Source organism: Hydrogenovibrio sp. 3SP14C1 (genome assembly GCF_029625905.1).
Lineage (GTDB): Bacteria > Pseudomonadota > Gammaproteobacteria > Thiomicrospirales > Thiomicrospiraceae > Hydrogenovibrio.
On the sequence record NZ_JARTLM010000002.1, the window covers coordinates 113,264 to 138,985 of the forward strand.

General features: G+C 42.7%; 23 protein-coding genes and 1 tRNA gene. 17 read left to right on the top strand and 7 right to left on the bottom strand.

The window, feature by feature from the left end; translation table 11 throughout:
- Positions 1 to 48 precede the first annotated feature (48 nt).
- From dnaX to recR, 3 genes are read left to right on the top strand one after another with little or no spacing between them, the layout of a single operon-like run.
- A complete protein-coding gene (gene dnaX / locus P8629_RS01995; protein ID WP_278163972.1) occupies positions 49 to 2,172 on the top strand; it encodes a DNA polymerase III subunit gamma/tau in 2,124 nt (707 codons plus the stop codon).
- 13 nt (positions 2,173 to 2,185) lie between these two features.
- Positions 2,186 to 2,515, top strand: a complete 330-nt coding sequence (locus P8629_RS02000; RefSeq protein WP_278163974.1) for a YbaB/EbfC family nucleoid-associated protein — start codon at positions 2,186 to 2,188, stop codon at positions 2,513 to 2,515.
- A 22-nt stretch (positions 2,516 to 2,537) separates the two neighbouring features.
- Positions 2,538 to 3,125 carry a recombination mediator RecR gene (recR, locus tag P8629_RS02005; RefSeq protein ID WP_278163976.1) on the top strand — a complete coding sequence of 196 codons (588 nt, stop codon included), beginning with the start codon at positions 2,538 to 2,540 and terminating at the stop codon, positions 3,123 to 3,125.
- A gap of 85 nt (positions 3,126 to 3,210) precedes the next feature.
- On the opposite strand, the gene argF is transcribed toward recR, so the two are convergent.
- Entirely contained in the window at positions 3,211 to 4,119 is a 909-nt protein-coding gene (argF, locus tag P8629_RS02010; RefSeq protein WP_278163977.1) for an ornithine carbamoyltransferase, read from the bottom strand.
- 34 nt (positions 4,120 to 4,153) lie between these two features.
- A complete protein-coding gene (locus P8629_RS02015; RefSeq protein ID WP_278163978.1) occupies positions 4,154 to 5,335 on the bottom strand; it encodes an aspartate aminotransferase family protein in 1,182 nt (393 codons plus the stop codon).
- Between the two features lie 255 nt (positions 5,336 to 5,590).
- Here P8629_RS02015 and P8629_RS02020 point away from each other — a divergent pair, with 255 nt between their 5' ends.
- Both P8629_RS02020 and P8629_RS02025 read left to right on the top strand, forming a co-directional pair.
- Complete coding sequence (locus P8629_RS02020) at positions 5,591 to 6,517, top strand: branched-chain amino acid transaminase (protein WP_278163980.1); 927 nt, start codon at positions 5,591 to 5,593, stop codon at positions 6,515 to 6,517.
- A 42-nt stretch (positions 6,518 to 6,559) separates the two neighbouring features.
- The gene (locus tag P8629_RS02025; protein ID WP_278163981.1) at positions 6,560 to 6,754 is read left to right on the top strand and encodes a zinc-finger domain-containing protein; all 195 of its coding nucleotides are present in this window, start codon (positions 6,560 to 6,562) and stop codon (positions 6,752 to 6,754) included.
- Positions 6,755 to 6,905: 151 nt separating this feature from the next.
- Here P8629_RS02025 and glnA read toward each other — a convergent pair whose 3' ends face one another.
- Positions 6,906 to 8,312 carry a type I glutamate--ammonia ligase gene (gene glnA, locus P8629_RS02030; protein ID WP_278163992.1) on the bottom strand — a complete coding sequence of 469 codons (1,407 nt, stop codon included), beginning with the start codon at positions 8,310 to 8,312 and terminating at the stop codon, positions 6,906 to 6,908.
- A 534-nt stretch (positions 8,313 to 8,846) separates the two neighbouring features.
- Between glnA and P8629_RS02035 the strand changes: the two genes are divergently transcribed.
- From P8629_RS02035 to phoR, 6 genes are read left to right on the top strand one after another with little or no spacing between them, the layout of a single operon-like run.
- Positions 8,847 to 11,114, top strand: coding sequence for an ABC transporter permease subunit (locus P8629_RS02035; protein ID WP_278163994.1), 2,268 nt, complete (start codon positions 8,847 to 8,849; stop codon positions 11,112 to 11,114).
- Positions 11,115 to 11,125: 11 nt separating this feature from the next.
- Entirely contained in the window at positions 11,126 to 12,772 is a 1,647-nt protein-coding gene (gene pstA / locus P8629_RS02040) for a phosphate ABC transporter permease PstA (RefSeq protein ID WP_278163996.1), read from the top strand.
- 57 nt (positions 12,773 to 12,829) lie between these two features.
- Complete coding sequence (pstB, locus tag P8629_RS02045) at positions 12,830 to 13,648, top strand: phosphate ABC transporter ATP-binding protein PstB (RefSeq protein WP_336618915.1); 819 nt, start codon at positions 12,830 to 12,832, stop codon at positions 13,646 to 13,648.
- Positions 13,649 to 13,694: 46 nt separating this feature from the next.
- A complete protein-coding gene (gene phoU, locus P8629_RS02050) occupies positions 13,695 to 14,438 on the top strand; it encodes a phosphate signaling complex protein PhoU (protein ID WP_278163998.1) in 744 nt (247 codons plus the stop codon).
- A gap of 6 nt (positions 14,439 to 14,444) precedes the next feature.
- Positions 14,445 to 15,137, top strand: coding sequence for a phosphate regulon transcriptional regulator PhoB (phoB, locus tag P8629_RS02055; RefSeq protein ID WP_278164000.1), 693 nt, complete (start codon positions 14,445 to 14,447; stop codon positions 15,135 to 15,137).
- Positions 15,138 to 15,151: 14 nt separating this feature from the next.
- The gene (gene phoR / locus P8629_RS02060) at positions 15,152 to 16,456 is read left to right on the top strand and encodes a phosphate regulon sensor histidine kinase PhoR (RefSeq protein WP_278164002.1); all 1,305 of its coding nucleotides are present in this window, start codon (positions 15,152 to 15,154) and stop codon (positions 16,454 to 16,456) included.
- A 60-nt stretch (positions 16,457 to 16,516) separates the two neighbouring features.
- On the opposite strand, the gene P8629_RS02065 is transcribed toward phoR, so the two are convergent.
- Positions 16,517 to 18,088, bottom strand: coding sequence for an inorganic phosphate transporter (locus P8629_RS02065; RefSeq protein ID WP_278164004.1), 1,572 nt, complete (start codon positions 18,086 to 18,088; stop codon positions 16,517 to 16,519).
- Between the two features lie 248 nt (positions 18,089 to 18,336).
- On the opposite strand from P8629_RS02065, the gene P8629_RS02070 reads away from it, so the two are divergent.
- A complete protein-coding gene (locus P8629_RS02070) occupies positions 18,337 to 19,305 on the top strand; it encodes a phosphate ABC transporter substrate-binding protein PstS family protein (protein ID WP_278164006.1) in 969 nt (322 codons plus the stop codon).
- A 92-nt stretch (positions 19,306 to 19,397) separates the two neighbouring features.
- On the opposite strand, the gene P8629_RS02075 is transcribed toward P8629_RS02070, so the two are convergent.
- The gene (locus P8629_RS02075; protein WP_278164008.1) at positions 19,398 to 19,649 is read right to left on the bottom strand and encodes a 2Fe-2S iron-sulfur cluster-binding protein; all 252 of its coding nucleotides are present in this window, start codon (positions 19,647 to 19,649) and stop codon (positions 19,398 to 19,400) included.
- A gap of 142 nt (positions 19,650 to 19,791) precedes the next feature.
- Between P8629_RS02075 and P8629_RS02080 the strand changes: the two genes are divergently transcribed.
- Positions 19,792 to 20,622: an ion transporter gene (locus P8629_RS02080; RefSeq protein ID WP_278164010.1), complete on the top strand. Its 831-nt coding sequence runs from the start codon at positions 19,792 to 19,794 to the stop codon at positions 20,620 to 20,622.
- A 70-nt stretch (positions 20,623 to 20,692) separates the two neighbouring features.
- On the opposite strand, the gene P8629_RS02085 is transcribed toward P8629_RS02080, so the two are convergent.
- A complete protein-coding gene (locus P8629_RS02085) occupies positions 20,693 to 21,202 on the bottom strand; it encodes a DsrE family protein (RefSeq protein ID WP_278164012.1) in 510 nt (169 codons plus the stop codon).
- A 96-nt stretch (positions 21,203 to 21,298) separates the two neighbouring features.
- Here P8629_RS02085 and P8629_RS02090 point away from each other — a divergent pair, with 96 nt between their 5' ends.
- Entirely contained in the window at positions 21,299 to 21,604 is a 306-nt protein-coding gene (locus P8629_RS02090) for a BolA family protein (protein ID WP_278164014.1), read from the top strand.
- Between the two features lie 7 nt (positions 21,605 to 21,611).
- On the opposite strand, the gene P8629_RS02095 is transcribed toward P8629_RS02090, so the two are convergent.
- The gene (locus tag P8629_RS02095; protein WP_278164016.1) at positions 21,612 to 22,295 is read right to left on the bottom strand and encodes an arylesterase; all 684 of its coding nucleotides are present in this window, start codon (positions 22,293 to 22,295) and stop codon (positions 21,612 to 21,614) included.
- A 6-nt stretch (positions 22,296 to 22,301) separates the two neighbouring features.
- Here P8629_RS02095 and P8629_RS02100 point away from each other — a divergent pair, with 6 nt between their 5' ends.
- The 3 genes from P8629_RS02100 to P8629_RS02110 all read left to right on the top strand — a co-directional run bounded on the left by P8629_RS02100 (position 22,302) and on the right by P8629_RS02110 (position 25,639).
- Positions 22,302 to 23,027 carry an ABC transporter ATP-binding protein gene (locus tag P8629_RS02100; RefSeq protein WP_278164018.1) on the top strand — a complete coding sequence of 242 codons (726 nt, stop codon included), beginning with the start codon at positions 22,302 to 22,304 and terminating at the stop codon, positions 23,025 to 23,027.
- Positions 23,024 to 25,495, top strand: a complete 2,472-nt coding sequence (locus P8629_RS02105; RefSeq protein ID WP_278164020.1) for an ABC transporter permease — start codon at positions 23,024 to 23,026, stop codon at positions 25,493 to 25,495. The genes P8629_RS02100 and P8629_RS02105 overlap by 4 nt, the downstream gene beginning before the upstream one ends.
- A 67-nt stretch (positions 25,496 to 25,562) precedes the next feature.
- Positions 25,563 to 25,639, top strand: a tRNA-Pro gene (locus P8629_RS02110).
- The last annotated feature ends 83 nt before the right edge of the window (positions 25,640 to 25,722 follow it).

Below are 25,722 nucleotides of genomic sequence, written 5' to 3' on the forward strand. Positions count from 1 at the left end.
TATTTCACGTTAAAATAGTCTTATTTCAATTCTTAAGAATCTTAACTTGTGACTGATACTGTTTTAGCCCGTAAGTGGCGCCCGAAAAACTTCTCTGAATTAGTCGGACAAACCCATGTGATGCAAGCGCTTTCTAATGCGCTGGATCAACAGCGTTTGCATCATGCTTACCTGTTCACTGGAACACGTGGGGTTGGAAAAACCACCATTGCGCGTATTTTTTCTAAAGCCTTGAATTGTGAGCAGGGCATTACGTCTAAGCCTTGTGGTGTTTGTTCAACTTGTCGTTCCATTGATGAAGGACGGTTTGTTGATTTGATTGAGGTGGATGCGGCTTCTAAAACCAAGGTTGAAGATACGCGAGAGTTATTGGAAAACGTTCAATATGCACCGGTTCAAGGGCGTTACAAAGTTTATTTGATTGATGAAGTGCATATGCTGTCTAAAAGCAGTTTCAATGCCTTGTTGAAAACATTGGAAGAGCCGCCTGAGCATGTCAAGTTCCTATTGGCAACCACTGACCCACATAAATTACCGATTACAGTGTTATCGCGTTGTTTGCAGTTTAATTTAATGCGCTTGACGTTGCCGCAGATTCAGCAACACCTTGCTTATATCTTGCAGCAAGAGCAAGTGCCTTTTGAAGAAGCGGCATTGGCAATGATCGCAAAGAGTGCCGATGGTTCTGCTAGAGATTCTTTGAGTATTTTGGATCAAGCCATTGCCTACGGTGGCGGGCAAGTTCAGTATGATGCTGTTCAAGCCATGTTGGGATTGGTCGACCAGCAATTTACGTTGAACATTCTATCCGCACTGGCAAATGAATCGGCAGATGAATTAAAAGAAGTGATTCAGCAGCTGGCATTGATGGGGGTGGATTATACGGCCTTGAATGCTCAGTTGATTGAAGCCTTGCATCAGGTGAGTATGTTACAAGTGTTGGGGGGGCTAACAGAAAGCAGCCTAATTGAAGTTGATTTACTGCAGAATTTAAGCCAGCGATTATCTGCAGAACGAATTCAAGTGTTATATCAAATTGCATTACTGGCAAAACAAGATATGGCGCTGGCCCCTGATATTCGGATCGGTTTTGAAATGTCTCTTTTAAGAATGTTGGCTTTTCAGCCTGTTTTTTCCGAGGCGAGTGCGCCAACAGATAAAGCAAGTGTAGAGACGGGACTGAGTCGCTCGGAAAATGAAAAAATGGCCAGGCCTGGTCAGAATTCATCAGTGGCGGAGCCTGCGCAGCAAGTTGCTTCTGAAGAGGTTTCTGCTGCAAGTTTGGGTATGTCTGAGCCTTCACCGTCTATGGTCGCTCCAATGCAACAACAAGAAGCTGTGCCGCAACCACAAATGGCATCATCATCGGCCTCTCAGGTATCTGCGCAGCCCTCGGGTGACGTTGATCCTTTAGCAGATTTAAAGGCGAGGTTAGATTCGACGCTGGGAAAGTCTGAAGCACCGCTTGAGCATCGTGAAAGTCACGGTGCGGAGGTGCCTCAGTCTACTATGCCCGACAATCAACCACAGATTGAGCCAGCGCCTCCTGTAAGTGAAAGCTATCAGCAAAAAAGCCAGCCATCAGAACAGGCAGTGTCTGGTGATGTTTCTCAAGCGGCTGTGGCTGCTCCCGCGCAAATGACTGAAGTACCAAAAGCAGCAGCATCAGCCCCTGCTTTTGAAATGCCAGATGAGCCTTTACAGGCACTGAATGAATTTACGCCAAATCAAAATCCTGAGACAGTTATCTCAGAAAGTACTTCGGCAGCAAACGAGATGAATGTTGGTGATACTTCAGTCACTGCTTGGATAGAGTTGATGTCTCAATTGCAACTTGAGGGAATGGCTGCTGAGTTGGCAAGACAGTCTATTTTAGTTAAGCAGGATGCACAGAGTTTAACGTTAAGCGTTGATCCTGAACAAGCGCTTGCCAAAACGGAATTAGCCTTGCAGCGACTTGAAGAGCAAGTGAAAGCTCAATTGGGCAGCCGATTGATTTTCGTAGAGTTTCCTGAAGATCATTGGACGCCTGCGAAACATTTTGCAGCTGAAGCGCAAGCTAGACAGGGAAATGCGGCGGAAAGTATTCGCACTGACTCTGTCGTACAGAATTTAATGCAGACATTGAACTTGAAAATTATCGAATCTTCGATTCGACCTGTTAATAAATAAGAAAGGAGAAGCCATGTTTGGTGGAAAAGGTGGTTTGGGTAACTTGATGAAACAAGCCCAGGATATGCAAAAAAATATGCAAGCTGCGCAAGATGAAATTGCCAAAATGGAAATTGCTGGTGAAGCGGGCGGTGGCATGGTAAAAGTCGTTATGACTGGAAAGTATGAGCTGGTCAAAGTTGAAATTGATGACAGCTTGATGGACGACAAAGAAATGCTGGAAGATTTATTTGCAGCAGCAGTTAATAGCGCGTCACACCGTGTAGAAGAAACAAGGCAAGAAAAAATGGGCGGTTTAACAGGGGGAATGGATCTTCCTCCTGGAATGAAGATGCCGTTTTAACTCCGAATGGTAAGACTCTAGCATGCAAAGTCCTGTTATTAATGAATTGATAGATGCTTTTAAGCTATTGCCAACGGTTGGGCCGAAATCGGCGCAGCGATTGGCTTATTTTTTATTGCAAAATCATCAGCAGGAAGGGCATCGTCTTGCGACAGCAATTGAATCTGCGCTCGAGAAGGTGGGGTATTGCCAGCAATGCCGCAACTTGTCCGAAACCGAAATATGCGGAATTTGTGCATCAACGTCGAGACAAGCAGATCAATTGTGCATTGTTGAGACACCAACCGATGTGATTGTTATTGAACAATCGGGCATCTACAAAGGTCAGTATTTTGTTTTGATGGGGCATTTATCACCCATCGACGGTATTGGTCCAGATGAACTTGGGTTGCCTATCTTACGAGATCGATTGGCTCAGGGTGATATACAGGAGTTGATTTTAGCCACGAATCCTACGGTAGAGGGCGAGGCGACAGCGCATTATATCCAGCAAATGGCTGCCGAATTTAATGTATCAGTAACGCGATTGGCCCAAGGTATTCCGTTAGGTGGAGAGCTGGAATATATTGATAGCGGAACTTTAGGTCAGGCATTTGCGGGTCGAAAGTAGAAAGAAGGGGCTGTTTAAGCTTATGAGCTCGATTAAACCAACTCGAATGAGCGCATAAGATTAAACAATTAAACGTTTTTTAGAATTAAGCGTCTGCCATCAAATATTCAAGTAGTGCCTTTTGTGCGTGCAGTCGGTTTTCTGCCTCATCCCAAACCACACTGTCTTTTGCATCCATTACTTCAGCCGATACTTCCTCGCCTCGGTGCGCTGGTAAGCAGTGCATAAATAATGCATCGGGGTTTGCTTGCTGCATCAACGCCGTATTGACTTGATAGTCTTTGAATGCTCTTTCACGTTTTTTCTGCTCTTCTTCTTGTCCCATGCTCGCCCAAACATCCGTTACCACGAGATCAACGTTTTCTGCTGCATCCATTGGGTTGCGGATTATTTCTACGTGTTCCCGGTTTGCTTCTACCATTTTAGGGTTTGGATCATAGTCTTCCGGCGACGCAATGCGCAATTTAAAACCGTACTGCTTTGCAGCATTGATATAGGAGTGGCACATGTTGTTGCCGTCACCAACCCATAAAACGGTTTTGCCTTCAATTGAGCCGCGGTGTTCATGATACGTTTGCATGTCGGCCAGGAGTTGGCAAGGGTGGTAGTCATCCGTTAAGGCATTGATAACCGGAACTTGTGAATGCTCAGCCATTTTTTCGACAATGTCATGACCAAATGTACGGATCATAATGCCGTCCGCCATGCTGGAAATAACTTTTGCAGTGTCCTCAATGGGTTCGCCTCGTCCTAATTGCGTGTCGCGAGGCGATAAGAATAAAGCGTGTCCACCGAGTTGGCTCATCCCTATTTCAAACGAGATACGCGTACGCGTTGATGATTTTTCAAAAATCATCGCAAGCGTTTTATTTTTTAGGGGCTCAAAGATCTCGCCTGATTTCTGAACCTTTTTAAGTTCTGTAGCACGCAACATAAGCTGGTTTAGCTCTGCTGTTGAGAAGTCTTGTAAGGTTAAAAAGTGTTTAATGCTCATTGGCGTTCTTCTTTTTAGGTTAGTTAAACAAGTATTAACTTGTTTGAGTAAATTCTTCAATCAATTCCACAAGGGTGTTGACCAGTTGGTCAGTTTGATCATTTGACATGACAAATGTCGGTAATAATCGAACCGTGTTACCTTGTGTGACATTAATCAATAAATGTTTTTTTAAGGCCTTTTGAACCAATTCAGCACAAGGTCGATCGAGTTCAATGCCGATCATATAGCCTAAGCCTCGAACGGTGACAACGGCAGTATTTGTCTCTAACGCTTCTTGCAAACGAGCTGCGAGCAATGCCCCTTTGGCTTCCACATGTTCAATGAAATTGTGGATGGTAAGTGTCTTAATGACTGCAAGCCCAGTTGCGCAAGCAAGTGGGTTACCCCCAAATGTCGTGCCGTGGTTGCCTGGAACCAGTAGGTTGGCGGCTTTTTGTCCTGCTAAGCATGCCCCGATCGGGATGCCGTTACCTAAGGCTTTTGCCAGTGTCATGACATCCGGCAGAATATCTTCATGCTGGTGAGCAAACCATTTACCAGTTCGTCCAATGCCTGTCTGAATTTCATCAAGCATGAGCAACCAGTTGTTTTGATCGCAGAGTTCACGTAACTCTTTTAAATAGCCACGGTCGGGTATGTTGACACCGCCTTCCCCTTGAATCGGTTCAACGAGAATGGCGACGATATCCGTATCAGAAGACAGTTTTTTAACTGCTTCCACGTCATTATAAGGAACGCGAACGAACCCCTCGACAAGTGGCTCGAATCCTTCTTGAATTTTAGGGTTTCCGGTAGCAGAAAGCGTTGCTAAAGTTCGACCGTGGAAGCTGTTTTGCATCACGATGATTTTAGGGGTTTTAATTTGTTGCTGGTGGGCAAACTTTCTTGCCATTTTAATTGCGGTTTCATTGGCTTCAGCGCCAGAATTGCAGAAGAAAACTTTTTCAAGGTTTGAGATTTCAATCAATTCATCTGCTAGTTGTGTTTGTTTGTCAATCCCGTACAGATTGGAGGTATGAATAAGTTGTTGGCTTTGTTCACAAATGGTTCTGGAAATTTCAGGGTGCGCATGACCCAGGCTGCAAACAGCGATGCCGCTGATGGCATCCAGATAACCTTGTCCATCTGCATCGTATAACAAGGCGCCCTGACCGGATTCAAATGAGACCGGAAGTCTTGCGTAAGTGTTCATTAAATGATCTTGTGAGTTCATGCGATTTTTATTTACCGTTTATTAAAATAAAAAAGCAATCGCAAGACGAGCTTGGGATTGCTTTTTTGAATTGAATTAATTTATTTTGATATTCAAAAGAATGATTTTAATCATATGGTGGGTAATTTCAAGAAAAAGATAGCAGTATTGAATTAAACATTCTATTTTTGGGTGTTTAAATGTTGTGCCTAAGCAGCTGTTTTAGGATAAAATAACGCGATTAAACCCTGTGGAAATTTAAGAAGGACTTTTGCAATGCAAACAATGAGCGACCGTGACGGATTAATCTGGCTAGATGGAGAGATGGTTGACTGGCGTGATGCTAAAATTCACGTTTTAACCCATACCCTACATTATGGAATGGGGGTCTTTGAAGGTGTTAGAGCTTATGAAGCTAAGCAAGGGACGTCTATTTTCCGTTTAGAAGCCCATACGGATCGCTTGTTTAATTCGGCTAAGATTATGAATATGTCGATGCCGTTTTCAAAAGAACAGTTGAATGAAGCACAGCGTGCGGCGGTTCGAGATAATGATCTGAAATCTGCTTATATCCGCCCGATGGTTTTTTATGGCTCAGAAGGAATGGGGTTAAGAGCGGATAATCTTAAAACGCATGTTATGGTTGCTGCCTGGGAATGGGGCGCCTATATGGGTGAAGAGAATCTCCAGAAGGGGATTAAAATTGCAACCTCTTCTTTTACACGCCATCATGTTAACGTCACGATGACGAAAGCCAAATCGAATGGTGCTTATATGAACTCGATGCTGGCGTTGCAAGAAGCCGTCAGTCATGGGTGTGATGAAGCATTATTACTGGATACCGAAGGGTATGTGTCTGAAGGGTCGGGTGAGAACTTCTTTATGGTAAAAGATGGCATTATCTTTACGCCTGAATTAACCTCTGCTTTAGATGGTATTACGCGTAAAACCATTATGCAGTTGGCTAAAGAAGCTGGGTATGAAGTGCGTGAAAAACGCATTACGCGTGATGAAGTTTATATTGCAGACGAAGCTTTCTTTACAGGAACTGCTGCTGAGGTAACGCCTATTCGTGAATTGGATAATCGTCCGATTGGTGAAGGATCGCGCGGTCCGGTGACGGAGTTACTTCAAGCTAAATACTTTGATGTGGTGCATGGTCGTTCACCGCAACACCTGGATTGGTTAAACACTGTTGCTTAATCGGTTGATCAAAAATATTCTGAACTTGAAGGATAGAGCGAAATGAATAAACAAAAATTAATTGAAGTGACTTATGGGGATTTACCTTTGTCATGCCCAAGACCAGAAGACACGCAATGGAATTCACACCCAAAAGTGATGTTGCCAATTGAAGAGACAGGAGTGGCTAAGTGTCCATACTGTGGTACGGATTATGTTTTAAAAGACTGGGATCCAAGTCATAACAGCCATCATTAAGGCATTAAAAAACAGCCAGGCCTGGCTGTTTTGATATATCAAAAGCCTCTTGATTGAGGTTTTTTTGTGTCTATGAAAAATGGATGAAAAAATATGAGGCAATAAAAAACCCGCTCTAGGCGGGTTCTTTAATCTAACCTTCTTGCTAATATTAAGAAGAGTAGTACATATCAAATTCAATAGGATGGGTCGTTGCACGCATGCGAGTGACTTCTTCCATTTTAAGGTTGATGTATGAGTCAATCGATTCATCAGTGAATACACCACCCGCTTTCAAGAAGTCTCTATCATTGTCCAGTGCATCTAAAGCTTCTTCTAAAGAAGCACAAACAGTTTTGTATGTTGCTTCTTCTTCAGGAGGTAGGTCATATAAATCTTTTTCAGCTGGCTCACCTGGATCGATTTTGTTCATAATACCGTCAAGACCGGCCATTAATGAAGCAGAAAATGCCAAATATGGGTTTGCTGTTGGATCAGGGAAACGCAACTCTACACGACGTGCACGCTCTGAAGGTGCATAAGGAATACGAATCGATGCAGAGCGGTTTGAACCTGAATAAGCTAATAGGATAGGCGCTTCAAAACCTGGTACCAGACGCTTATAAGAGTTAGTTCCTGGGTTGGTGAAGGCGTTCAATGCACGTGCATGCTTCATTAGACCACCGATGTACCATAACGCTTCTTGAGAAAGGCCGGCATAGACATCACCCGCAAAAATGTTTTTACCATTTTTAGATAAAGATTGGTTGATGTGCATCCCTGAACCGTTATCACCCACGATTGGCTTAGGCATGAATGTCGCTGTTTTTCCTAACGCTTGGCAAGTGTTGTGCACGGCATACTTTAGAATTTGTACTTCATCTGCTTTAGCCGTTAAAGTGTTCCCTGCAACCGCAAGCTCACACTGTCCACCTGATGCAACTTCATGGTGATGCGCTTCAAGTTTTAAGCCCATTGCTTCAGCCATAGCGCAAATGTCTGCTCGCACTTCGTGTAACTGATCGACTGGTGGAACTGGGAAGTACCCACCTTTTACTTTAGGACGGTGCCCAATGTTTCCACCTTCAAATACTTTTTCAGAGTTCCATGCTGCTTCGTTACCATCTAGTTTCACAAAACAACCAGACATATCAGCGCCCCAACGAACATCATCAAAGATAAAGAATTCTGGTTCTGGACCGAAGAAAGCTGAATCAGCAATACCTGTTGACGCTAGGTAAGCTTCTGCATTTTTTGCGATGCCGCGAGGATCTTTTTCGTAAGCTTCCATAGTTGAAGGTTCAACAATCATGCAGCGAATGATCAATGTTGGATCATTGGTGAAAGGGTCTAGGTAGAAACCATCTGTTTGAGGCATTAATAACATATCTGAGTTATGAATCCCTTTCCAGCCCTGGATTGAAGAACCGTCAAAAGTTTCACCGTCAGCGAAGAAGTCTTCATCTACGCTGTCAGCAGGAATGGTCACATGTTGCTCTTTACCGTGAGTGTCAGTAAAGCGAAGATCTACCCATTTAACGTCATTGTCTTTGATTAAATCAAAAATTTCTTGCGACATAAGTGTGTCCTTTTCGATAGTTTACGAATTCTGTTGTTTGCATGGAACAAGTTGTTTAGTGTTGCGTAATACATTTGTAGCCAAAATAGGTTTGATGCGTTCATGTGCATAAAAATCACATTTTGACAGCATGTGTATTATTTTGAATTTTGTTGAGGCAACTTTTAAAAGCGAGGGGGTTATTCGGTTTATGAGTCGAATTTCCTTACTTTTTTATCCTGCTGATGATAGCTTGAACCGTGCCAAAATTCCAATTTTTTTTAAAACTATTTTAAGTTATTGATGTATCAATAAAAATGAGATTGTTGCTTATCTTTGTGCTGACGAGATACTTCGTTTGAAAGAAAGCTCATGGTGCATTTTTAAATTTTATGGTGCAAAACAAGTAAGGATAAATATAAAAGGGCGGGTACAATACATGTATTTTTATAGGGATAAAAAACAAGTTTTTTAATCAAATTTTAAGATTTAACTTGTTTGTCATATTTGACCTGTAATATCTTCTAACCTCTATTTGATTTGCTAGGAATGTCGATGAATCAGGAAGCGCAAGAAGCACTGGATAAAGCTCTGAAAGGGCCTAAGTTTGAAAAACGTATCAAGCGAAGAAACCTGGTTGATAAAGGGTGGGCATCGAGTATTTCGGTTGGTGGCGTGGGCGTCATCTTATCTGTTTTATTGATTATGGTTTTCTTGGTGTATGTGGTTGCGCCATTGTTTATGACGGCGACCGTTGATAAGCATTCTGAATATGATTTGCCCGGTGGTTCAGCAGAAAAAACGCTTTTCTATGGCATGGATGAATATAAAGAGACTGCTATGCGGATTACTCAATCGGGCAAGATGATTGGGTTTGATGCACGTGATGGACACATTCTAACGGAATCCGACTTGCCTTTGAGCGGTCAGCAAGTGACCAGTTTTACTACGGTCAACAATCCTAATAAAATTATTGCATTTGGTTTGTCTGATGGAACGGTGTTGTTTGCAAAATATGATTATAAAGTTTCTTATCCCAATAATGAGCGGACGATTACGCCTTCTTTAACTTTTCCTTATGGCGAAGATCCTATTGAATTAGGGGATGCTGCGATTAAAAAAGTCGCAGCCCGAGTCAATGACTCTCAACTGGTATTGGCGTATCAGGTCGAAGGGGATAACAGCATCCAATTGAAGCAGTTTGATAAGATTGAATCCATGCTGACGGAGGGGGTAACGCTTGAAGAATATGCTTCAGGAACTGTTTCTAATAATTTAAACACCGATTGGCTAATGCTGGGCGGTAATATGCGAAACCTTTATTTGGTGTCAGATAATGGTGCGGCACTCTATTTTAATATTGGGGATGTTTCAAACCCTGAGTTATTGCAAAAAGTAAATTTAGTGACTGGAGAGGAGATTATTTCCGCCCTACATTTTTTGTTGGGGGATTATTCTTTGATGGTCGGAACCAATAAAGGTCGTGTTTTACAATGGTTTCCCGTTCGGGATAAAAACAACAATTTTCAGTTAGAGTCGATTCGCAGTTTCGATGTTTCTAAAAAACCGGTTTCTTATATCGCCATAGAGCATAACCGGAAAGGGTTTGTTACCCTGGATCAGGCGAATCAAATTAACTTATATAATGCGACTTCAGAGCGTCACTTGGCTTCTGAGCAGTTAACCTCTGGCTTGAACTATCTCTTGATGGCTCAACGGGGCAATGGGGCTTTAGTTGAGACAGCAGATGGTAAAGTGATTACCTACGATATTAAAAATGAACATCCTGATGTTTCTTTTTCTAGCTTGTGGGGCAAGGTTTGGTATGAAGGGTATGAAGAGCCTTCTTATACTTGGCAATCCTCTTCGGCCAGTGCTGACTTTGAACCCAAGTTTTCAATGGTACCTTTAACCTTTGGTACGATTAAAGCAGCGCTCTATTCTATGCTATTTGCCGTGCCGCTTGCCGTTCTAGCAGCGATCTTTACCGCTTTCTTTATGGACAATAAAACCCGTCAAATCGTTAAGCCAGCGATTGAGTTGATTGAAGCGCTTCCAACGGTTATTTTAGGGTTTCTTGCCGGGCTTTGGTTAGCCCCTTATATGGAAGCGAATCTAGCAGGTTTCTTTGCCGTTATGATTGTTGTGCCATTGGGCGTGATGCTCTTTGGGTTCAGTTGGTCAAAACTGCCAGAACCGTTACGTTTATTGGTGCCGACAGGAAAACGTGCCATCTTAATGATCCCTGTCGTGATTTTCTTAGGTTGGTTTGCATTGTCTCTCAGCTCTCCAATTGAAAATGTCTTCTTTAATGGCGATATGCGGCACTGGTTAACCTACAGTGCAGGCATCGATTTTGACCAGCGAAATGCGCTGGTCATCGGGTTTGCCATGGGGTTTGCGTTGATTCCAACCATCTTCTCGGTGGCCGAAGATGCCATTTACAATGTACCGAGTTACTTGGTAAACGGGTCTTTAGCGTTAGGGGCAAGTGGTTGGCAAACGTTAGTCGGTGTGGTTTTGCCCACCGCGAGCCCAGGGATTTTCTCCGCGATTATGCTTGGGTTCGGACGAGGCATTGGTGAAACGATGATTGTGTTAATGGCTTCCGGTAACACACCATTAATGGATGTGAATATTTTCCAAGGAATGAGAACCCTGTCAGCCAACCTGGCGGTTGAAATGCCTGAAGCAGAAGTGTACAGCTCACATTATCGTGTGCTCTTCTTGTCGGGGCTGATTCTGTTTATCTTCACATTTGTCTTCAATACGCTGGCCGAAGTGGTGCGTGAGCGTATGCGTCGTAAGTATGGATCTTTATAAAGGATATTGACATGAAAGAGTGGTTCAAAAAAGGCGAGCATTGGGTTTGGTTTAGTGCCTCAACTGTCAGTATCAGTGTTGTATTGGTGATTGGGTTGTTGTTAATGATTTCATTTCGTGGCTTGGTGCATTTTTGGCCGCATGAGGTGTATGAATATGAAGTCAAAACAGACAATGGCAAAATTGAGCAGGTTGTCGGAGAGTTGCACGACACCAAGCTAAAAGAATTTCAAGATAAATCCTATAAGGATGGAATCAAAAAGATTCCTCAGTTTTTGATTAAGGTTGGAAATCGAGATGTCTATGGGATTGACTTCCGCTGGATCAATACGGCACAAATTGTCGGGCGTCAAGATGTCTTAGCCGATGATGTGACTGTTATTGAGCGATATGAATGGGGGAATGTGTATGGCTATCTAGCGTTGATCAAACAAGATGGTAAAACGCTTGCAACAGGTAAGGCTGTTCTTCCTAAGATGCAGAAGTTGGTGGATGAGGGACAAGCACTTAACGCTGAAATTAATCATATCGAAAAAGTGGTTTTAGGGGGCATTAATTATGACCTTGAGCAGTTGCGTTTAGAGCAAAAACGGTTAGAAGCGAAAGGCACTTATACAGCAGAAATTGCCCGCGAATTAGCAGAAAAGCGAAAAGCACTGAATGTGAAGTTTGAATCGCATCAAGACGCTCTAAAGAGTCTTTATAAAGAATCAAAAAGCTTAGGCGAAGTCACCCTCGATATCGCTGGTGGAAAAGTGATTCATGTACCGATTAAATCGATTGTACGTTTCTGGCAACCGAATAACATGGTTATGAGTGAGAAGGTCGGCTTTTTCTTTGATTCAATCGGTCACTTTTTGCTGGATGAACCACGAGAAGCAAACACGGAAGGTGGTGTTTTTCCAGCCATTGTCGGTACCATCACTATGGTGATTTTGATGGCAATCTTTGTTACCCCAATGGGTGTGATTGCCGCAATCTATATGAGTGAATATGCCAAAGATGGGTTGGTGTTAAGAATGGTTAGAATTTCCATTAATAACCTTGCTGGGGTTCCTTCAATCGTTTTCGGTATCTTTGGGCTAGGGTTTTTTGTTTACATTATAGGGGGGTCGATTGATGAACTCTTCTATAGTTATGCTTTGCCAAGTCCAACGTTTGGTACACCTGCATTATTATGGGCTTCTTTGACCATGGCATTATTAACGTTACCGGTTGTGATTGTTTCAACTCAAGAAGGTCTTTCTCGTATTCCAAGAGCATTGAGAGAAGGTGGCTTGGCGTTAGGAGCGACCAAGTCAGAGACCATTATGAAAATTGTGTTGCCAATGTCCATGCCTGCGATAATGACAGGGTTGATTCTAGCAGTCGCTCGTGCAGCAGGGGAAGTAGCGCCTTTGATGTTGGTCGGGGTGGTTAAATTAGCCCCTGAATTACCGATTGATCTAAATGCACCATTTGTCCACTTAGATAGAAAGTTTATGCACCTTGGTTTCCATATCTATGATGTCGGCTTTCAAAGCCCGAATGTAGAAGCATCACAACCATTGGTTTATGCGACGTCATTATTGTTGGTGTTAATCATTGTTGGCTTGAATTTAGGTGCGATTACGATCCGTAACAAGCTAAGAGAAAAATACAAAGCATTGGATAATTAAGCTTTGAGCCGTTAAAAATTTATTTGAAAATAGAATTTAAGAAATAGGAATTTTGTTATGAGCGAACAAAATATGAGTATTGCGATTGACCGTCACCACCGTGGGATGACCTTGGACACTGAAGAAACGGCTATCGTAGTAAAAAACTGGAATTTGTACTACGGGTCAAAGCAAGCTTTACAGAATATCACAATGAAGTTGCCACAGAACCGTGTCACCGCTTTTATCGGTCCGTCAGGGTGTGGTAAATCAACTTTATTACGTTGTTTTAACCGAATGAACGATCTGATTGATATTGTGAGTGTTGAAGGCGAAATGCTACTGCATGGTGAAGATATGTATGCCAAAGAAATGGATGTGGCGGCCTTAAGACGCCGTGTCGGTATGGTGTTTCAGAAGCCCAACCCTTTTCCTAAATCAATTTATGAAAATGTCAGTTACGGCTTACGCTTACAGGGCATTAATGATAAGAACGTTTTAGATGAAACCGTTGAATGGGCGTTGAAAGGCGCAGGCCTTTGGGAAGAAGTTAAAGATCGTTTAGATGAAAATGCATTAGGGCTTTCTGGTGGGCAACAGCAACGTCTATGTATTGCGCGTGCCATCGCCATTAAGCCTGAAGTATTATTGTTGGACGAGCCGACATCAGCGTTAGACCCGATTTCGACCTTAGCGATTGAAGAACTTATTTTTGAACTGAAGAAAGATTTTACAATCCTGATTGTTACGCATAATATGCAACAAGCGGCAAGGGTTTCGGATTATACGGCATTTATGTATATGGGAGACTTAATAGAGTATACCGACACGGATTCGCTCTTTACGAACCCTCAAGTTAAACGTACAGAAGATTATATTTCTGGCCGTTACGGCTAAGCCTTTCAGTGGGTTGAAAATAATAGAATAAGTAGGGAGTTTACGCATGGATAAGCAAGAATTTAGTACACATATTTCTGAAATGCTGAATCGAAATCTAGAAGATTTGTTTAATCATATTCTAGAAATGGGTGGAATGGTAGAGCGCCAACTTGAAAATGCACTGCAGGCATTGGGCAGCTCAGATGTCGACAAAGCGCAAGAAGTTATTTCTTTCGATAAAGCCATCAATCACGCTGAAATGGAAATTGATCGCTTGTGCGCTAAGGTTCTGGCACGCCAGCAGCCAACGGCATCTGACTTACGCTTGATTCTAGCAGCGATTCGTATTGCGATTGATTTAGAGCGAATGGGTGATGAAGTCGTGAAGCTTGCAAAAATGGTGATTATTTTTGGTAAGCATGACGGGTTGAAGTGTTCAGATATTCAAGGCTATGCAGAGTTAGTCGATATTTCAAATCGTTCAAGTGTGATGCTTAAAATGACACTAGATTCTTTTGCAAGAGTTTCAACCGATAGCGTTGGTAAGGTGATTCGAGAAGAAGAAGTAATTGATGATATCTTCAAAAAAATAGAAAAAGATCTTAAAGAGTCGTTGAAGACGTCTCCAGATCAGATTGAATGTTTAATGGAAATGATTATTGCATTGAGAGCCGCTGAGCGAGTTTCGGATCATGCAAGAAATATAGTTGAAAGCATCCTATATCTGGTTCAAGGAGATGATGTCAGAAACTTAGACGAAAGCCGGTTGAATGATTTATTAAACTCTCTAGAGTCATCTAAAGGATAAATGGGTATGGCTGAGCAATGCATTTTAGTCGTGGAAGATGAAGCCGCAATTCGCGATATGTTGAATTTTACGTTGACGGCTGTGAATTATAAAGTCATTGAAGCGCCAAATGCAGAGCAAGGTTGGAAGCTTGTGTTGGAGCATCAGCCTGATTGTGTTTTATTGGATTGGATGTTGCCAGGTGTTTCTGGCATCTCACTGGCACAGCGCATTCGTCAAAATGACCAAACAGCAGCCACCCCCATTATCATGCTAACAGCACGAGGTGAAGAAAATGACCAAGTACAGGGCTTTGAGTCTGGTGCGGATGATTATGTAGTCAAACCTTTTTCTCCTCGCGCTTTAGTGGCACGCGTTAAAGCTTTATTGAGACGACAGTCACCAGAAAAAAGTGCATTGGACCTGATTAAAATTGGTTCTCTTAAATTGGATCTATCCAGCTACCGTTTTACGGTTAACGATGAAGAAGTTAAGCTGGGGCCAACCGAATTTAAATTAATGCAGTTTTTTATGACGCATTCAAACCGTGTATATACCCGAGTCCAATTGCTTGATCAAGTCTGGGGAGAAAATGTGGTTGTTGAAGAAAGAACGGTTGATGTCCATATCCGTCGTTTGAGAAAACTGTTAGATCCAGTTGGGGCAGCTGATTATATTCAAACTGTCAGAGGCGCTGGCTACCGTTTCTCTGTCGATTAGGAAGATTATCGTTCGTGTCGAAAGGAATCTCTAGAGAGTTAACATGGATCGTTACCGGTCTTTGGATCGCACTTTTTTTCGGCTGGGCAACGGGTTTATGGACGATTACGTTGCTCGGCTACTTTCTTTTTTATATCGCACGCCAGCTCTACAGTATCAATCGTTTCGAGCAATGGATTAAAGGGTCGACTAACGTTCCTTATCCTCCCAGTTCTGGATTGTGGGCAGAGTTAAGTTACTTGGTCTCTCGTAAACAGCGTTCTTTAGAAAAACATGCTGCTCTTCAGTTCTATAAATCTGAACAATTCTTAGCAGCATCCATGACTATCCCAGATGCAATCATTTCTTTAAATGAATATAACCAAATCGAATGGTTTAATAAGTCTGCCAAAAAAATCTTCAAGCTTAAACACAGTGATACCGGACGAAAAATTGAAACTTTGTTTCGTCATCCGGATTTTATCCAGTATTTAAAGTCAAAACACTATGGTAAAGGGATGATTTTGCAATCTCTAAATGGGATGCCACGGGTGTTTAACCTTAAGTTGTTTCCGTATTTTAAAGAGCATAAGCTATTGATTGTGAAGGATATACATGAGTTGTATAACCTGGCACAGATTCGGCGCGATTTTGTGGCAAATGCATCGCATGAGTTGCGAACACCTCTCACTGTATTGAATGGTTATCTAGAAGTGATGATTGACAGTATAGAGCCTGAATCCACTTGGCAGAAGCCTTTGGAGCAGATGCATCAACAGTCCTATAGAATGCAATCAATTATTGATGACTTGTTAACGTTATCTTCTATGGAATCAGAAACGATTACCGGTCAACAAAAAGAAGTTAATGTGCCTTACATTTTACAAGAAATGCAGGTTGATGCGGAACAAATGAGCCATGGGAAGCATCTAATTGAGTTTGATGTAGATATTAATTTGGCTTTAAAGGGCTTCGAAGAACCTTTAAAAAGTGTTTTCATGAACTTAATTTCGAACGCCATACGTTACACACCGGAAAATCAATCTATTAAAGTTCGCTGGTTTCATGATAGAAAAGGGGCTCATTTCGAAGTAAAAGACAGCGGCATCGGGATTGCACAAGAACATTTGAGTCGATTAACCGAACGGTTTTATAGAGTCGATACTGCTAGATCAAGAGATACAGGTGGCACAGGGCTTGGTTTGGCGATTGTGAAGCATATCTTGGAAAGACATCAAGCTAAATTAGTCGTCACTAGCCAACTGGGAAAAGGGTCGGTCTTTCGATGCGACTTTCCAAATAAAGCAGTTGTTTTGCTTAAGAATATAGAAAACGATTAATGTATAAAAAAACACCTAGGCAACGCTAGGTGTTTGGATCGAATAAGGCACCATTCTGTACTATGGAAGCATCATTCCCCTGATGGTGAAGTAGATGATTGCTGCAAGCATAGCTGAAGCAGGAACTGTGATGATCCATGCGGCAACGATTTTTAGAAAGGCAGAACGTTTGACCAATTCCTTTTGGTAAACTTTATTCAGCGATTTACGTTCTTTTTTGCTCAGTTCAACTTCGGCCTTATGTTGTTTTAATTCAGCTAACATAACTTTCTTTTGTGGGATGCTGGCTTGGCTGAAGCGTTCAATATACTGTTCAATCTCATCCTGGTGTGCGCCTTCATGATGGTCTCGAATTTCTTGTAAGGTTTTTGCATAGTTACGTTTCAGGTACTCTCGTAGAAAACCAACCCCAAAAATCCCACCAACTGCAATATGCGTTGAACTGACTGGTAGCCCGAGTTGTGAAGCAATAATGACCGTAATCGCTGCTGCCATGGCAATTGAAAAGGCACGCATCTGATCTAGCTCGGTGATTTCAGACCCGACGGTTTTAATCAGTTTCGGGCCGAACAGTAATAACCCTAAACTGATACCAATGGCACCGATTAACATAACCCATAACGGAATTTCTGCCTTGGAAGAAACCCCGTGGCTGTGAATAGCATCGTTGATTGCCGCTAAGGGCCCAACCGCATTGGCGACATCGTTTGCACCGTGTGCAAAGCTTAATAATGCCGCGGCGAAGATTAGAGGGATCGTAAATAACGTATTGACCCCGGATTTATTGCTTTTTAAGCTTTCGGCTTGTCGAGCTATCATCGGTCGAACCGCTAAGTAAATAAAACTCGCAATCGCTAAACCAATGACGGTAGCGGTTAAAAAGTCTATTGTCCAGATTTTTTTAAGCCCTTTTAAAATCAAATAGGTTGAAAAGGCCCATGCCATTATGGCCACCAGTATGGGGACCATTTTTTTTGCAGCAGTCAGCATATCTTTTTGATAAGTAATGCTTCGCTTGATCCAGAATAAAAATAATGCCGCTATGAGACCACCTATCACTGGAGAGATGACCCAGCTGGCGGCAATGGCGCCCATTTTATCCCAGTTAGCAATGTCCCACCCGGCAGCCGCAATACCAGCACCTAAAACGCCACCGACAATAGAATGAGTGGTTGAGACTGGCGCTCCCATTGCCGTAGCAAGGTTTAACCACATAGCACCTGACAAAAGGGCGGCAATCATCAGCCAGATAAAAGTTTGGCTATCGGTGATGAGGGCTGGGTCGATAATGCCTTTCTTAATGGTACTGATGACTTCGCCACCGGCAATCAATGCACCGGAGGATTCAAAGATGGCGGCCAGGATAATCGCGCCTGTTAAGGTTAGGGCTTTAGAGCCAACTGCTGGACCGACGTTGTTGGCAACGTCGTTAGCACCGATATTCATCGCCATGTAACCGCCGATCATGGCTGCAATGACGAGTTCGACACTTACGGTGCCGCTGCCCATCTGTAGATTGGCGGAAAACAGCATGATTAATATAATAAAAAGGAGTGCCGAGCCAAAGCGAAACATTTCTTTTCGACTTTTGGAGGTTGCGTCTTCTATATCGTTGATATCACGGAATTCCATAAGTGTTTTCTCTTTTTATTTGAGCTTCAGGAAAGCGTGAATTGTATAAAAAAATATAATAAGATTGTGATTATGTGACGGTTTTATTTCAAAAAAAGCCACTTTCTTTTTTTAAATCAAAAAAATGCTTTGGGAAAGGGGTGTCATATAACTGTCATTTTTGTTTAATTTGGATGTTACGACCGTGCTTCATAATCCTCTCTGTCAACAAAAAATAACTTATTTCTAATTTTTAGGAGAACGAAGTAATGAAACGCAATCTTTTAATTGCAATGGGACTAGCAGCAGCTGTTGTCTCTAACCCTGTTTTTGCCGCTGGTGTTGATTCTGATATCCCTGATTACAAAAAAGTTTCAGGTGTTTCTGGAAACCTATCTTCAGTTGGTTCTGATACGTTAGCTAACTTGATGACACTTTGGGCTGAAGAGTTCAAGCGTACTTACCCTAACGTGAACATTCAAATTCAAGCAGCAGGTTCTTCTACTGCGCCTCCAGCATTAACTGAGTCTACTTCAAACATCGGACCAATGAGCCGTAAAATGAAGTCTAAAGAAACAGCAATGTTTGAGAAGAAGCATGGTTATAAGCCAACAGCAATCGGTGTTGCAATTGATGCGTTAGCAGTTTATGTCAACAAAGATAACCCAATTAAAGGATTGACGATTCCACAGGTTGATGCGATTTTCTCTTCAACGCGTAAGTGTGGTTCGAAAGAAACCATCACGACTTGGGGTCAAGCTGGTTTAACAGGTGATTGGAAAAACAAATCTGTTCAGCTTTATGGACGTAACTCCGTTTCTGGAACTTACGGTTACTTCAAGAAGAAAGCTCTTTGTAAAGGGGACTACAAGTCTTCTGTAAACGAGCAACCTGGTTCAGCGTCTGTTGTTCAATCTGTTTCTTCTTCTCTAAACGGAATTGGTTATTCTGGTATCGGTTATAAAACAGCCGGTGTTAAAGCAGTTCCTTTAACGAAGAAAGAAGGTAAGCCTTTTGTTGAAGCAACACCTAATAATGCTTTGAAAGGAACGTATCCTTTGGCACGTGTACTTTATGTGTATGTCAATAAAGCACCTAATAAGCCTTTAGAGCCAGTTGTTAAAGAATTCTTGAACTTGGTTCTTTCTCAAAAAGGTCAGCAAGACGTAGTGAAAGATGGTTATATTCCACTACCAGCTAAAATGGCTGCAAAATACCGTTCGATCGTGAATAAGTAATCTTTACTTATCATGATAGGAAAAAGCCCGCTTGATGCGGGCTTTTTTTATGGTCAAAAATACCCAGGCCTGGGCATTTTTAAGAAAGTGGGTTAAATCAATTCAATCTCAATATCAGTTAAGGGAATCACACTACACGTTAGAATATCATTTCCGTCTGTTTCATAAACGGTATCCTGGATGTGTTCAATATCTCCAGATAAAAGTCTGACTTCACAAGCCCCGCAATTACCTCCACGACAGCTATACGGCATATCAAAACCGGCTTCATCTAAAGCATCCAGCAATGAAAACTGACCGTCAAATTCACATTCTCCTTGTCCTAATACTGTAATTTTTGGCATCGTATAAACCCTTTTTCCTAGCAATAAAAAAACTTTATTTTAACAATTAAAAAAATTTTCTTTGAAGTAAAATACGACAAAATTTATGACGACGTATGTCATTATTTAATGGTTAACGATATTTTTTCAAAAGGGCATCAACATGACGTGGAGTGAATTCCAGTTCAAGTTCCAACATATCCGTGATAACAAGTTATTTGAATTGTTTGTCATCAGTGTCATTATCCTTTCTTCGTTGATGATCGGTCTTAAAACTTATGATTTGCCATCAGGTGTCATGACGTTTTTATGGGTGATGGACTATGCGGTTACTGTTTTCTTTTTAATTGAAATCATAATTAGGATGGCGGCTGAAGACCGACTGGTCGACTTTTTTAAAAAGGGTTGGAATGTTTTTGACTTTACCATCGTGGTGGTGAGTTTGGTTCCATTAAATGATTCGGAATATGCCCTGATTGCACGTATGTTGCGTTTATTCCGCGTGATGCGTCTGATTTCCTTTATTCCTGAGTTACGAGTACTGGTGAGTGCGTTGATAAGCGCTTTGCCTCGCATGGGCTATGTGGCTCTGTTAATGTTTATTATTTTCTATTTATATGCGGTTGTCGGGAATCTGTTGTTTTCTCAAATCAATCCGACACTGTGGGGCGATCTTGGCGTTTCCTTGCTGACACTGTTCCGAGTTTCCACCTTTGAAGACTGGACCGATGTGATGTATGAAACCATGACGGTCTATAGTCTAAGCTGGATTTATTATCTGACGTTTATTTTTTTCTCAGCATTTGTGTTCCTGAATATGATGATTGGGATTGTGGTTGAAGTGTTGGATGAAGAGCACAAGAAGATGGTTGCATTGGAAGAAGAGGTGGTTAGCAGCGAAGCGTTAGCACACCACGAAAAGCTGGAGCGTGAAGTGGCAGACTTGCACCGAAAAATAGATGTTTTGATTCAGCAATCGTCGACACGCTCTTAATCAAGTTTCAGACAAGAGGACAGTCAAAAACGGCCAGGCCTGGCCGTTTTAAACGATGTATTGGGCTAGATTACCAAACCAGTAGCTTGTAGCCATTTTCTTGTAGTGCCACCAATGCAGCGGCGCCCACTTCGGAATATTCGGCAAACTGACGCATGTCAGTGTCAGTCCAATTTAACGTTCTCATGGTGTTACCACAGGCAATCCAGCGCACGCCATAGTTTTTCGCAAAGCTGGCCACACGGTCATAAGTCAGTTTTTCAACTTTACGTTGTGGTTTTTTAGCCAATGCATGAATGCCCGGGCCGATTGCGACCACCGCAATTTCAACATTGCTGCCATACAATCGAATCATTGCCTGAATCGAATTTAAAATATGGTGCTGGTAGTCCGGATCCGATTTATTCCACATATATACGGCTTTATGTTCCGCCGGATCTCCCGGGAAATGATCAGAAGATATGTTTGCCAACTCCGGCATCGGTTTCAGTTGGTGTGCAGGCTGACCATCGGCACTCGCCTGAGCGTTGAATGCCAAAATACTTAACATTAAGATGGCAAAGGATTTGATAAAAGACATGACTTCTCTCCTAATTCAGTTTAGAAAGCGGTTTGAAAATATTATACTCTGCCTGAACGCTAATAGATTAAAGAGATTTTAATAAGGAATTATAAAGTGTCATTACAGCAACAAATCGAAAATAAAATCAGCAATGCATTTGATGTGACATTGATGCAAATGGAGAATGAAAGTCATATGCATTCTGGGCCGGCAGAAGAATCGCATTTTAAACTGACCTTGGTTTCCCCCGATTTTGACGGGGTAAATAAAGTGAAGCGACACCAAGCTGTTTACAAAGCACTGGCAGACGAAATGCCGTTATTTCATGCGTTGGCACTGCATACCTATTCTCCATCGGAATGGGAAGAGAATCCAACGGTGGCTGCTTCACCTCAATGCCAAGGTGGCAGCAAGGCCTAAGGTTGTATTATGCCGCTTGCTTTGCTGAAGAGGTGATGAGTTCCTGTATGAGCGGCCAAAGATGGTCTAATATTTTCGGTTGAGCGCTCGCATTGGGGTGCAACCCATCTTCTTGCATTAAATCAGGCTCTAATGCGACGGTTTCTAAAAAGAAAGGGGCGAATAAAAGCTGGTTTTTGCTGGCCACTCTCTTAAAGGTTTGTTGTAGCATTTGGTCGTAAGCAGGGCCATAATTGGTAGGGAGCCGAATGCCGAGTAATAAAGTTTTCGCGCCTGTCTCCTGACTCAAATCAATGATGGTTTGTAAATTACGTTGCGTGGTTTGAAGCGCTTGACCGCGTAGCGCATCGTTAGCGCCTAGCTCGACAATAATCCAATTTGGTTGATAATCTTTCAATAATTTTGGTAATCGGTTTTTTCCGCCAGAAGTGGTTTCCCCGCTGATACTGGCATTGACGACGTTGATGTTTTTTTTCTGGAGTTTGTTTGCCAGCAACGTTACCCAGCCTTGTTCTACACTCATTCCATAAGCGGCACTCAAACTGTCGCCCAGCACCAATAACGTTTGCGATGAATTGGTTGCAGCTATATTGGGTTTTTCAACTGCTTGCGTTACACTTGAGTAACCGAGTATTGCCAAGAACAGAATGAGTATGACTTGGTTAACCCCAACTTGAATTTTTAAGAGCACCTGACCATGACTGAATCGTTGCAAAAAAAATTTTCGAATAACGCTGTTGATCAACCGTTGGAAAATGAACCGGTATTGGCTTTGGAAAAGGTGCATTATCATGTCTCGTCTGATGAGGAAGTGTTGTCTATCATAAAGGGCTGCGATTTATCTGTCCAGCCAGGAGAGAAGCTTGCCATTGTCGGACGTTCTGGTTCGGGTAAATCAACCTTATTAGCGCTGATGGCGGGCTTAGAGTTACCCTCAGAAGGGGAAATTCGGTTACTTGGCCAAGCACTTAGTTCATTAAATGAAGACGAACGCGCTAAAATTCGAGCGATGGCCGTTGGTTTTGTGTTTCAAAACTTTCAATTGATGCCCAGTATGACGGCGTTAGAAAATGTCTTGATGCCATTGGAGCTTTTTCAAATGCCAAATGCCGAACAAGAGGCTAGAAGTGCGTTAGAGCGGGTTGGGTTGTCAAACCGTTTAACGCATCGTCCTTCAGAGTTGTCAGGTGGGGAGCAGCAACGTGTTGCGATTGCTCGAGCATTTGTGACGCGTCCCAAAATCTTGTTTGCCGATGAACCGACCGGAAACTTAGATGAAACCACTGCGACGCAAATACAGAATTTGTTGTTTCAACTCAACGATGAATTAAAAACCACCTTGGTTCTGGTGACGCATGATAATCGTTTAGCGCAGCAATGTGATCGTGCCTTATCCTTGCAAAATGGGCAATTACAGGCATGAAAAAAACGTATTTTCTTGAACTACTGACCGCGTCGAAGTGGTTTTTGCGTGGCATAAAACGGGGCGACTGGGTTTGGTTACTGTTGGCAGTGATGATTGCCAGTGCCACCGTCACCTTTGTTGAAAAACTGGGACAGACGGTTAAACAAAGTATGGTGCGTCAAGCAGCGAATAACCTCGGTGCAGATTATGTCATTCGCAGCTCACGCCCCATTGATGCCAAATGGCAGCAAAAAGCCCAGCAGCTTGGGTTGGAAACTGCTCAGGCACAAAGCTTGATCACCATGGCATTAAGTAATGATCAATTTCAATTGGTGCAGTTAAGAGCGGTTTCACCGAATACACCTTTACGGTCACAAACGCAAAACTACCCTAAAGTGTCCGGTGGCAAGCAAGTGTGGGCTGAACAGAATTTGGTTTCCATGATGGGGTTGTCAAAAGACAGTCAAATTACGTTAGGCAAGCAAACCTTTTCTTTGGCTGGCTCATTTCAACCAGTTAGCAGTGGCATTGGCATGGGTGCTTTTGCCTATCAAATGGTGATTCCGCTTTCGCAGTTAGAGACGACTGATTTGAAAGGGCCTGGGAGTCGTGTTGGGTATGAACTTTCGGTTGCCGGAAACCCTGCCGCCATTAAGAATTTTGCCCGACAAGTGGAACAGGCAGAGAATCCACATTTACAGACGCTTTCAGCACAAGCCCCTTCTCAGGACTTGGCGAAATCGCTTGATACCGCTTGGCTGTTTTTAGAATTAGCCGCATTATCTGCGGTGATGGTGGCCGGTTTATCCATCTTGATTGCCAGTCGATTTTATTTACAGCGCTGGCAAAGTTCCATTGCATTGATGCGGGCGTTTGGTGCGCAGCGGGCGCAGATGAGTCGTTTGTTTGCATTTCAGTTAAGCTGGTTAGCCGTTTTAGGCAGTGGCGTGGGAGTTTTACTCGGTGCCGGACTGTTTCAATTGGTCATTCCCGTGTTGCAAACTTATTTTCAATCGCTTGTGGTGGCCGATTCAGGGTGGATTTATCTGCATGGCTTTTTAATGGGCTTTTTGGTGTTATGGGGGTTTGCTTGGCAAGCGTTTCGAAGTGCAGTACAAACTTCGCCATTGCAGTTACTTAAATCGGTCGACTCGACGCCTAAAATGAAACAGTGGTTAATCAGCTTAGGCTTGGTGTTGATTGTGGTGATTTCGATGACCGGTTATGTTTTTTGGGTCTTACTTGGGTTGTTAATGACCGGAACGGTGCTTTATCTTGCCGCGATTGGGTTGCTGAAACTGGTGCAGGCTTTGCAAAGCCAAAGCAAAGGGTGGTTCAAGCTCTCGTTGGCCGCTTTATCAAAAGAGCCAGGCCTGGTTAAAATTCAGTTGGTCTCTATCGGGCTGGTGTTGTTTGTGTTGATGTTAATGACCTTTGTGCGTCAAGACTTGATGTATAACTGGCAAACCTCGCTACCAAAGAATACACCGGATACATTTTTAGTGAATGTGCAGCCGGATCAAAAACAAACAGTGATAGAATTGTTAAACAGTCATCAAATCAACGCGCCTTTAGTCCCTATGGCAAGAGGACGTTTAGTGGCTGTGAATGACACGCCAGTCAAGGCGAAGGATCAGACAAGTGATCGTGCTCGTCGATTACTTGAACGGGAATCCAATATTGCCGTGTTATCGACCTTACCTTCTTATAATGAGCTTGTGCAACAGAGTCAAGCAGAGTCGCTGACTTCCGAACAAAAAGCTCTGTTAACCGTTTCGGTGGAAGAGGGCATGGCCGAGTTGTTCGGAATACAGTTGAATGATGTATTGACCTTTAGTTTTACCGGGCAGGAAAAGCAGTATCGTGTCGATTCGATTCGTCGAGTGCAGTGGCAAAGTTTTCGTTTAAACTTCTTTTTTATTGTGCAGCCAGGCGAACAACCGTCATTACCGATCTCCTATATCAGCAACTTTACGTTAAGCAATAAAACGATTTCGGCAAGCCAGTTGACGCAACAGCTCGCGCAGCAGGCGCCGGGAGTGTTGTTGATTGATGCCAAACGTATTCTGTCCCAAGTGCAAACCATTATGTCGCAGGCCAGTTGGGCGGTAACGGCACTGTATGGCTTCACCTTGTTAGCAAGCTTGATTGTTTTGTTTACCGCTACGATGGCCAGTCAGCAAACACGAGTACAAAGTTGGTTGTTGTTACGAACCATTGGCGCAACCCAAAAAGAGATTATTAAAATTGGGTTAATGGAATTTGTATTATTGGGGGCATTGGCAGGATTGCTGGCGGCGATTTTTGCACAGCTGGCCAGTTGGGGAATTGGGTATTTTGTGTTGGAAATTCCTTTTTCTTTCAACCCGGTTTTATGGGTCACCAGTATGTTAACGGGAATCTTTATCTTATTAATGATAGGGTGGCTTACCCAGAAACGTTACCTTCGACAGTCTCCCCGACGGATGGCACAAAAATGGTCGTAGGGCGGCTTTATTGCTTGTGAAATGCTTGATTAAAATCCCAATCACTTTATAATGTGCGTTCTGGTTTCGGGGCATGGCTCAGCTTGGTAGAGCACCGTCATGGGGTGGCGGGGGTCGTAGGTTCAAATCCTACTGTCCCGACCAATTTATTTTTGATTTTATTTTGAAATCAATGTCTTATTTGTTTCTTCCTGTGTCTACACTTAGACGCTTCTTAATAATGTATT

Bases quoted from the DNA above. Each gene is read 5' to 3' on its own strand.
- P8629_RS02000 (WP_278163974.1), top strand. From the start codon at position 2,186: ATGTTTGGTGGAAAAGGTGGTTTGGGTAACTTGATGAAACAAGCCCAG.
- recR (WP_278163976.1), top strand. From the start codon at position 2,538: ATGCAAAGTCCTGTTATTAATGAATTGATAGATGCTTTTAAGCTATTG.
- argF (WP_278163977.1), bottom strand. From the start codon at position 4,119: ATGAGCATTAAACACTTTTTAACCTTACAAGACTTCTCAACAGCAGAG.
- P8629_RS02015 (WP_278163978.1), bottom strand. From the start codon at position 5,335: ATGAACTCACAAGATCATTTAATGAACACTTACGCAAGACTTCCGGTC.
- P8629_RS02020 (WP_278163980.1), top strand. From the start codon at position 5,591: ATGCAAACAATGAGCGACCGTGACGGATTAATCTGGCTAGATGGAGAG.
- P8629_RS02025 (WP_278163981.1), top strand. From the start codon at position 6,560: ATGAATAAACAAAAATTAATTGAAGTGACTTATGGGGATTTACCTTTG.
- glnA (WP_278163992.1), bottom strand. From the start codon at position 8,312: ATGTCGCAAGAAATTTTTGATTTAATCAAAGACAATGACGTTAAATGG.
- P8629_RS02035 (WP_278163994.1), top strand. From the start codon at position 8,847: ATGAATCAGGAAGCGCAAGAAGCACTGGATAAAGCTCTGAAAGGGCCT.
- pstA (WP_278163996.1), top strand. From the start codon at position 11,126: ATGAAAGAGTGGTTCAAAAAAGGCGAGCATTGGGTTTGGTTTAGTGCC.
- pstB (WP_336618915.1), top strand. From the start codon at position 12,830: ATGAGCGAACAAAATATGAGTATTGCGATTGACCGTCACCACCGTGGG.
- phoU (WP_278163998.1), top strand. From the start codon at position 13,695: ATGGATAAGCAAGAATTTAGTACACATATTTCTGAAATGCTGAATCGA.
- phoB (WP_278164000.1), top strand. From the start codon at position 14,445: ATGGCTGAGCAATGCATTTTAGTCGTGGAAGATGAAGCCGCAATTCGC.
- P8629_RS02065 (WP_278164004.1), bottom strand. From the start codon at position 18,088: ATGGAATTCCGTGATATCAACGATATAGAAGACGCAACCTCCAAAAGT.
- P8629_RS02070 (WP_278164006.1), top strand. From the start codon at position 18,337: ATGAAACGCAATCTTTTAATTGCAATGGGACTAGCAGCAGCTGTTGTC.
- P8629_RS02075 (WP_278164008.1), bottom strand. From the start codon at position 19,649: ATGCCAAAAATTACAGTATTAGGACAAGGAGAATGTGAATTTGACGGT.
- P8629_RS02080 (WP_278164010.1), top strand. From the start codon at position 19,792: ATGACGTGGAGTGAATTCCAGTTCAAGTTCCAACATATCCGTGATAAC.
- P8629_RS02085 (WP_278164012.1), bottom strand. From the start codon at position 21,202: ATGTCTTTTATCAAATCCTTTGCCATCTTAATGTTAAGTATTTTGGCA.
- P8629_RS02100 (WP_278164018.1), top strand. From the start codon at position 22,302: ATGACTGAATCGTTGCAAAAAAAATTTTCGAATAACGCTGTTGATCAA.
- P8629_RS02105 (WP_278164020.1), top strand. From the start codon at position 23,024: ATGAAAAAAACGTATTTTCTTGAACTACTGACCGCGTCGAAGTGGTTT.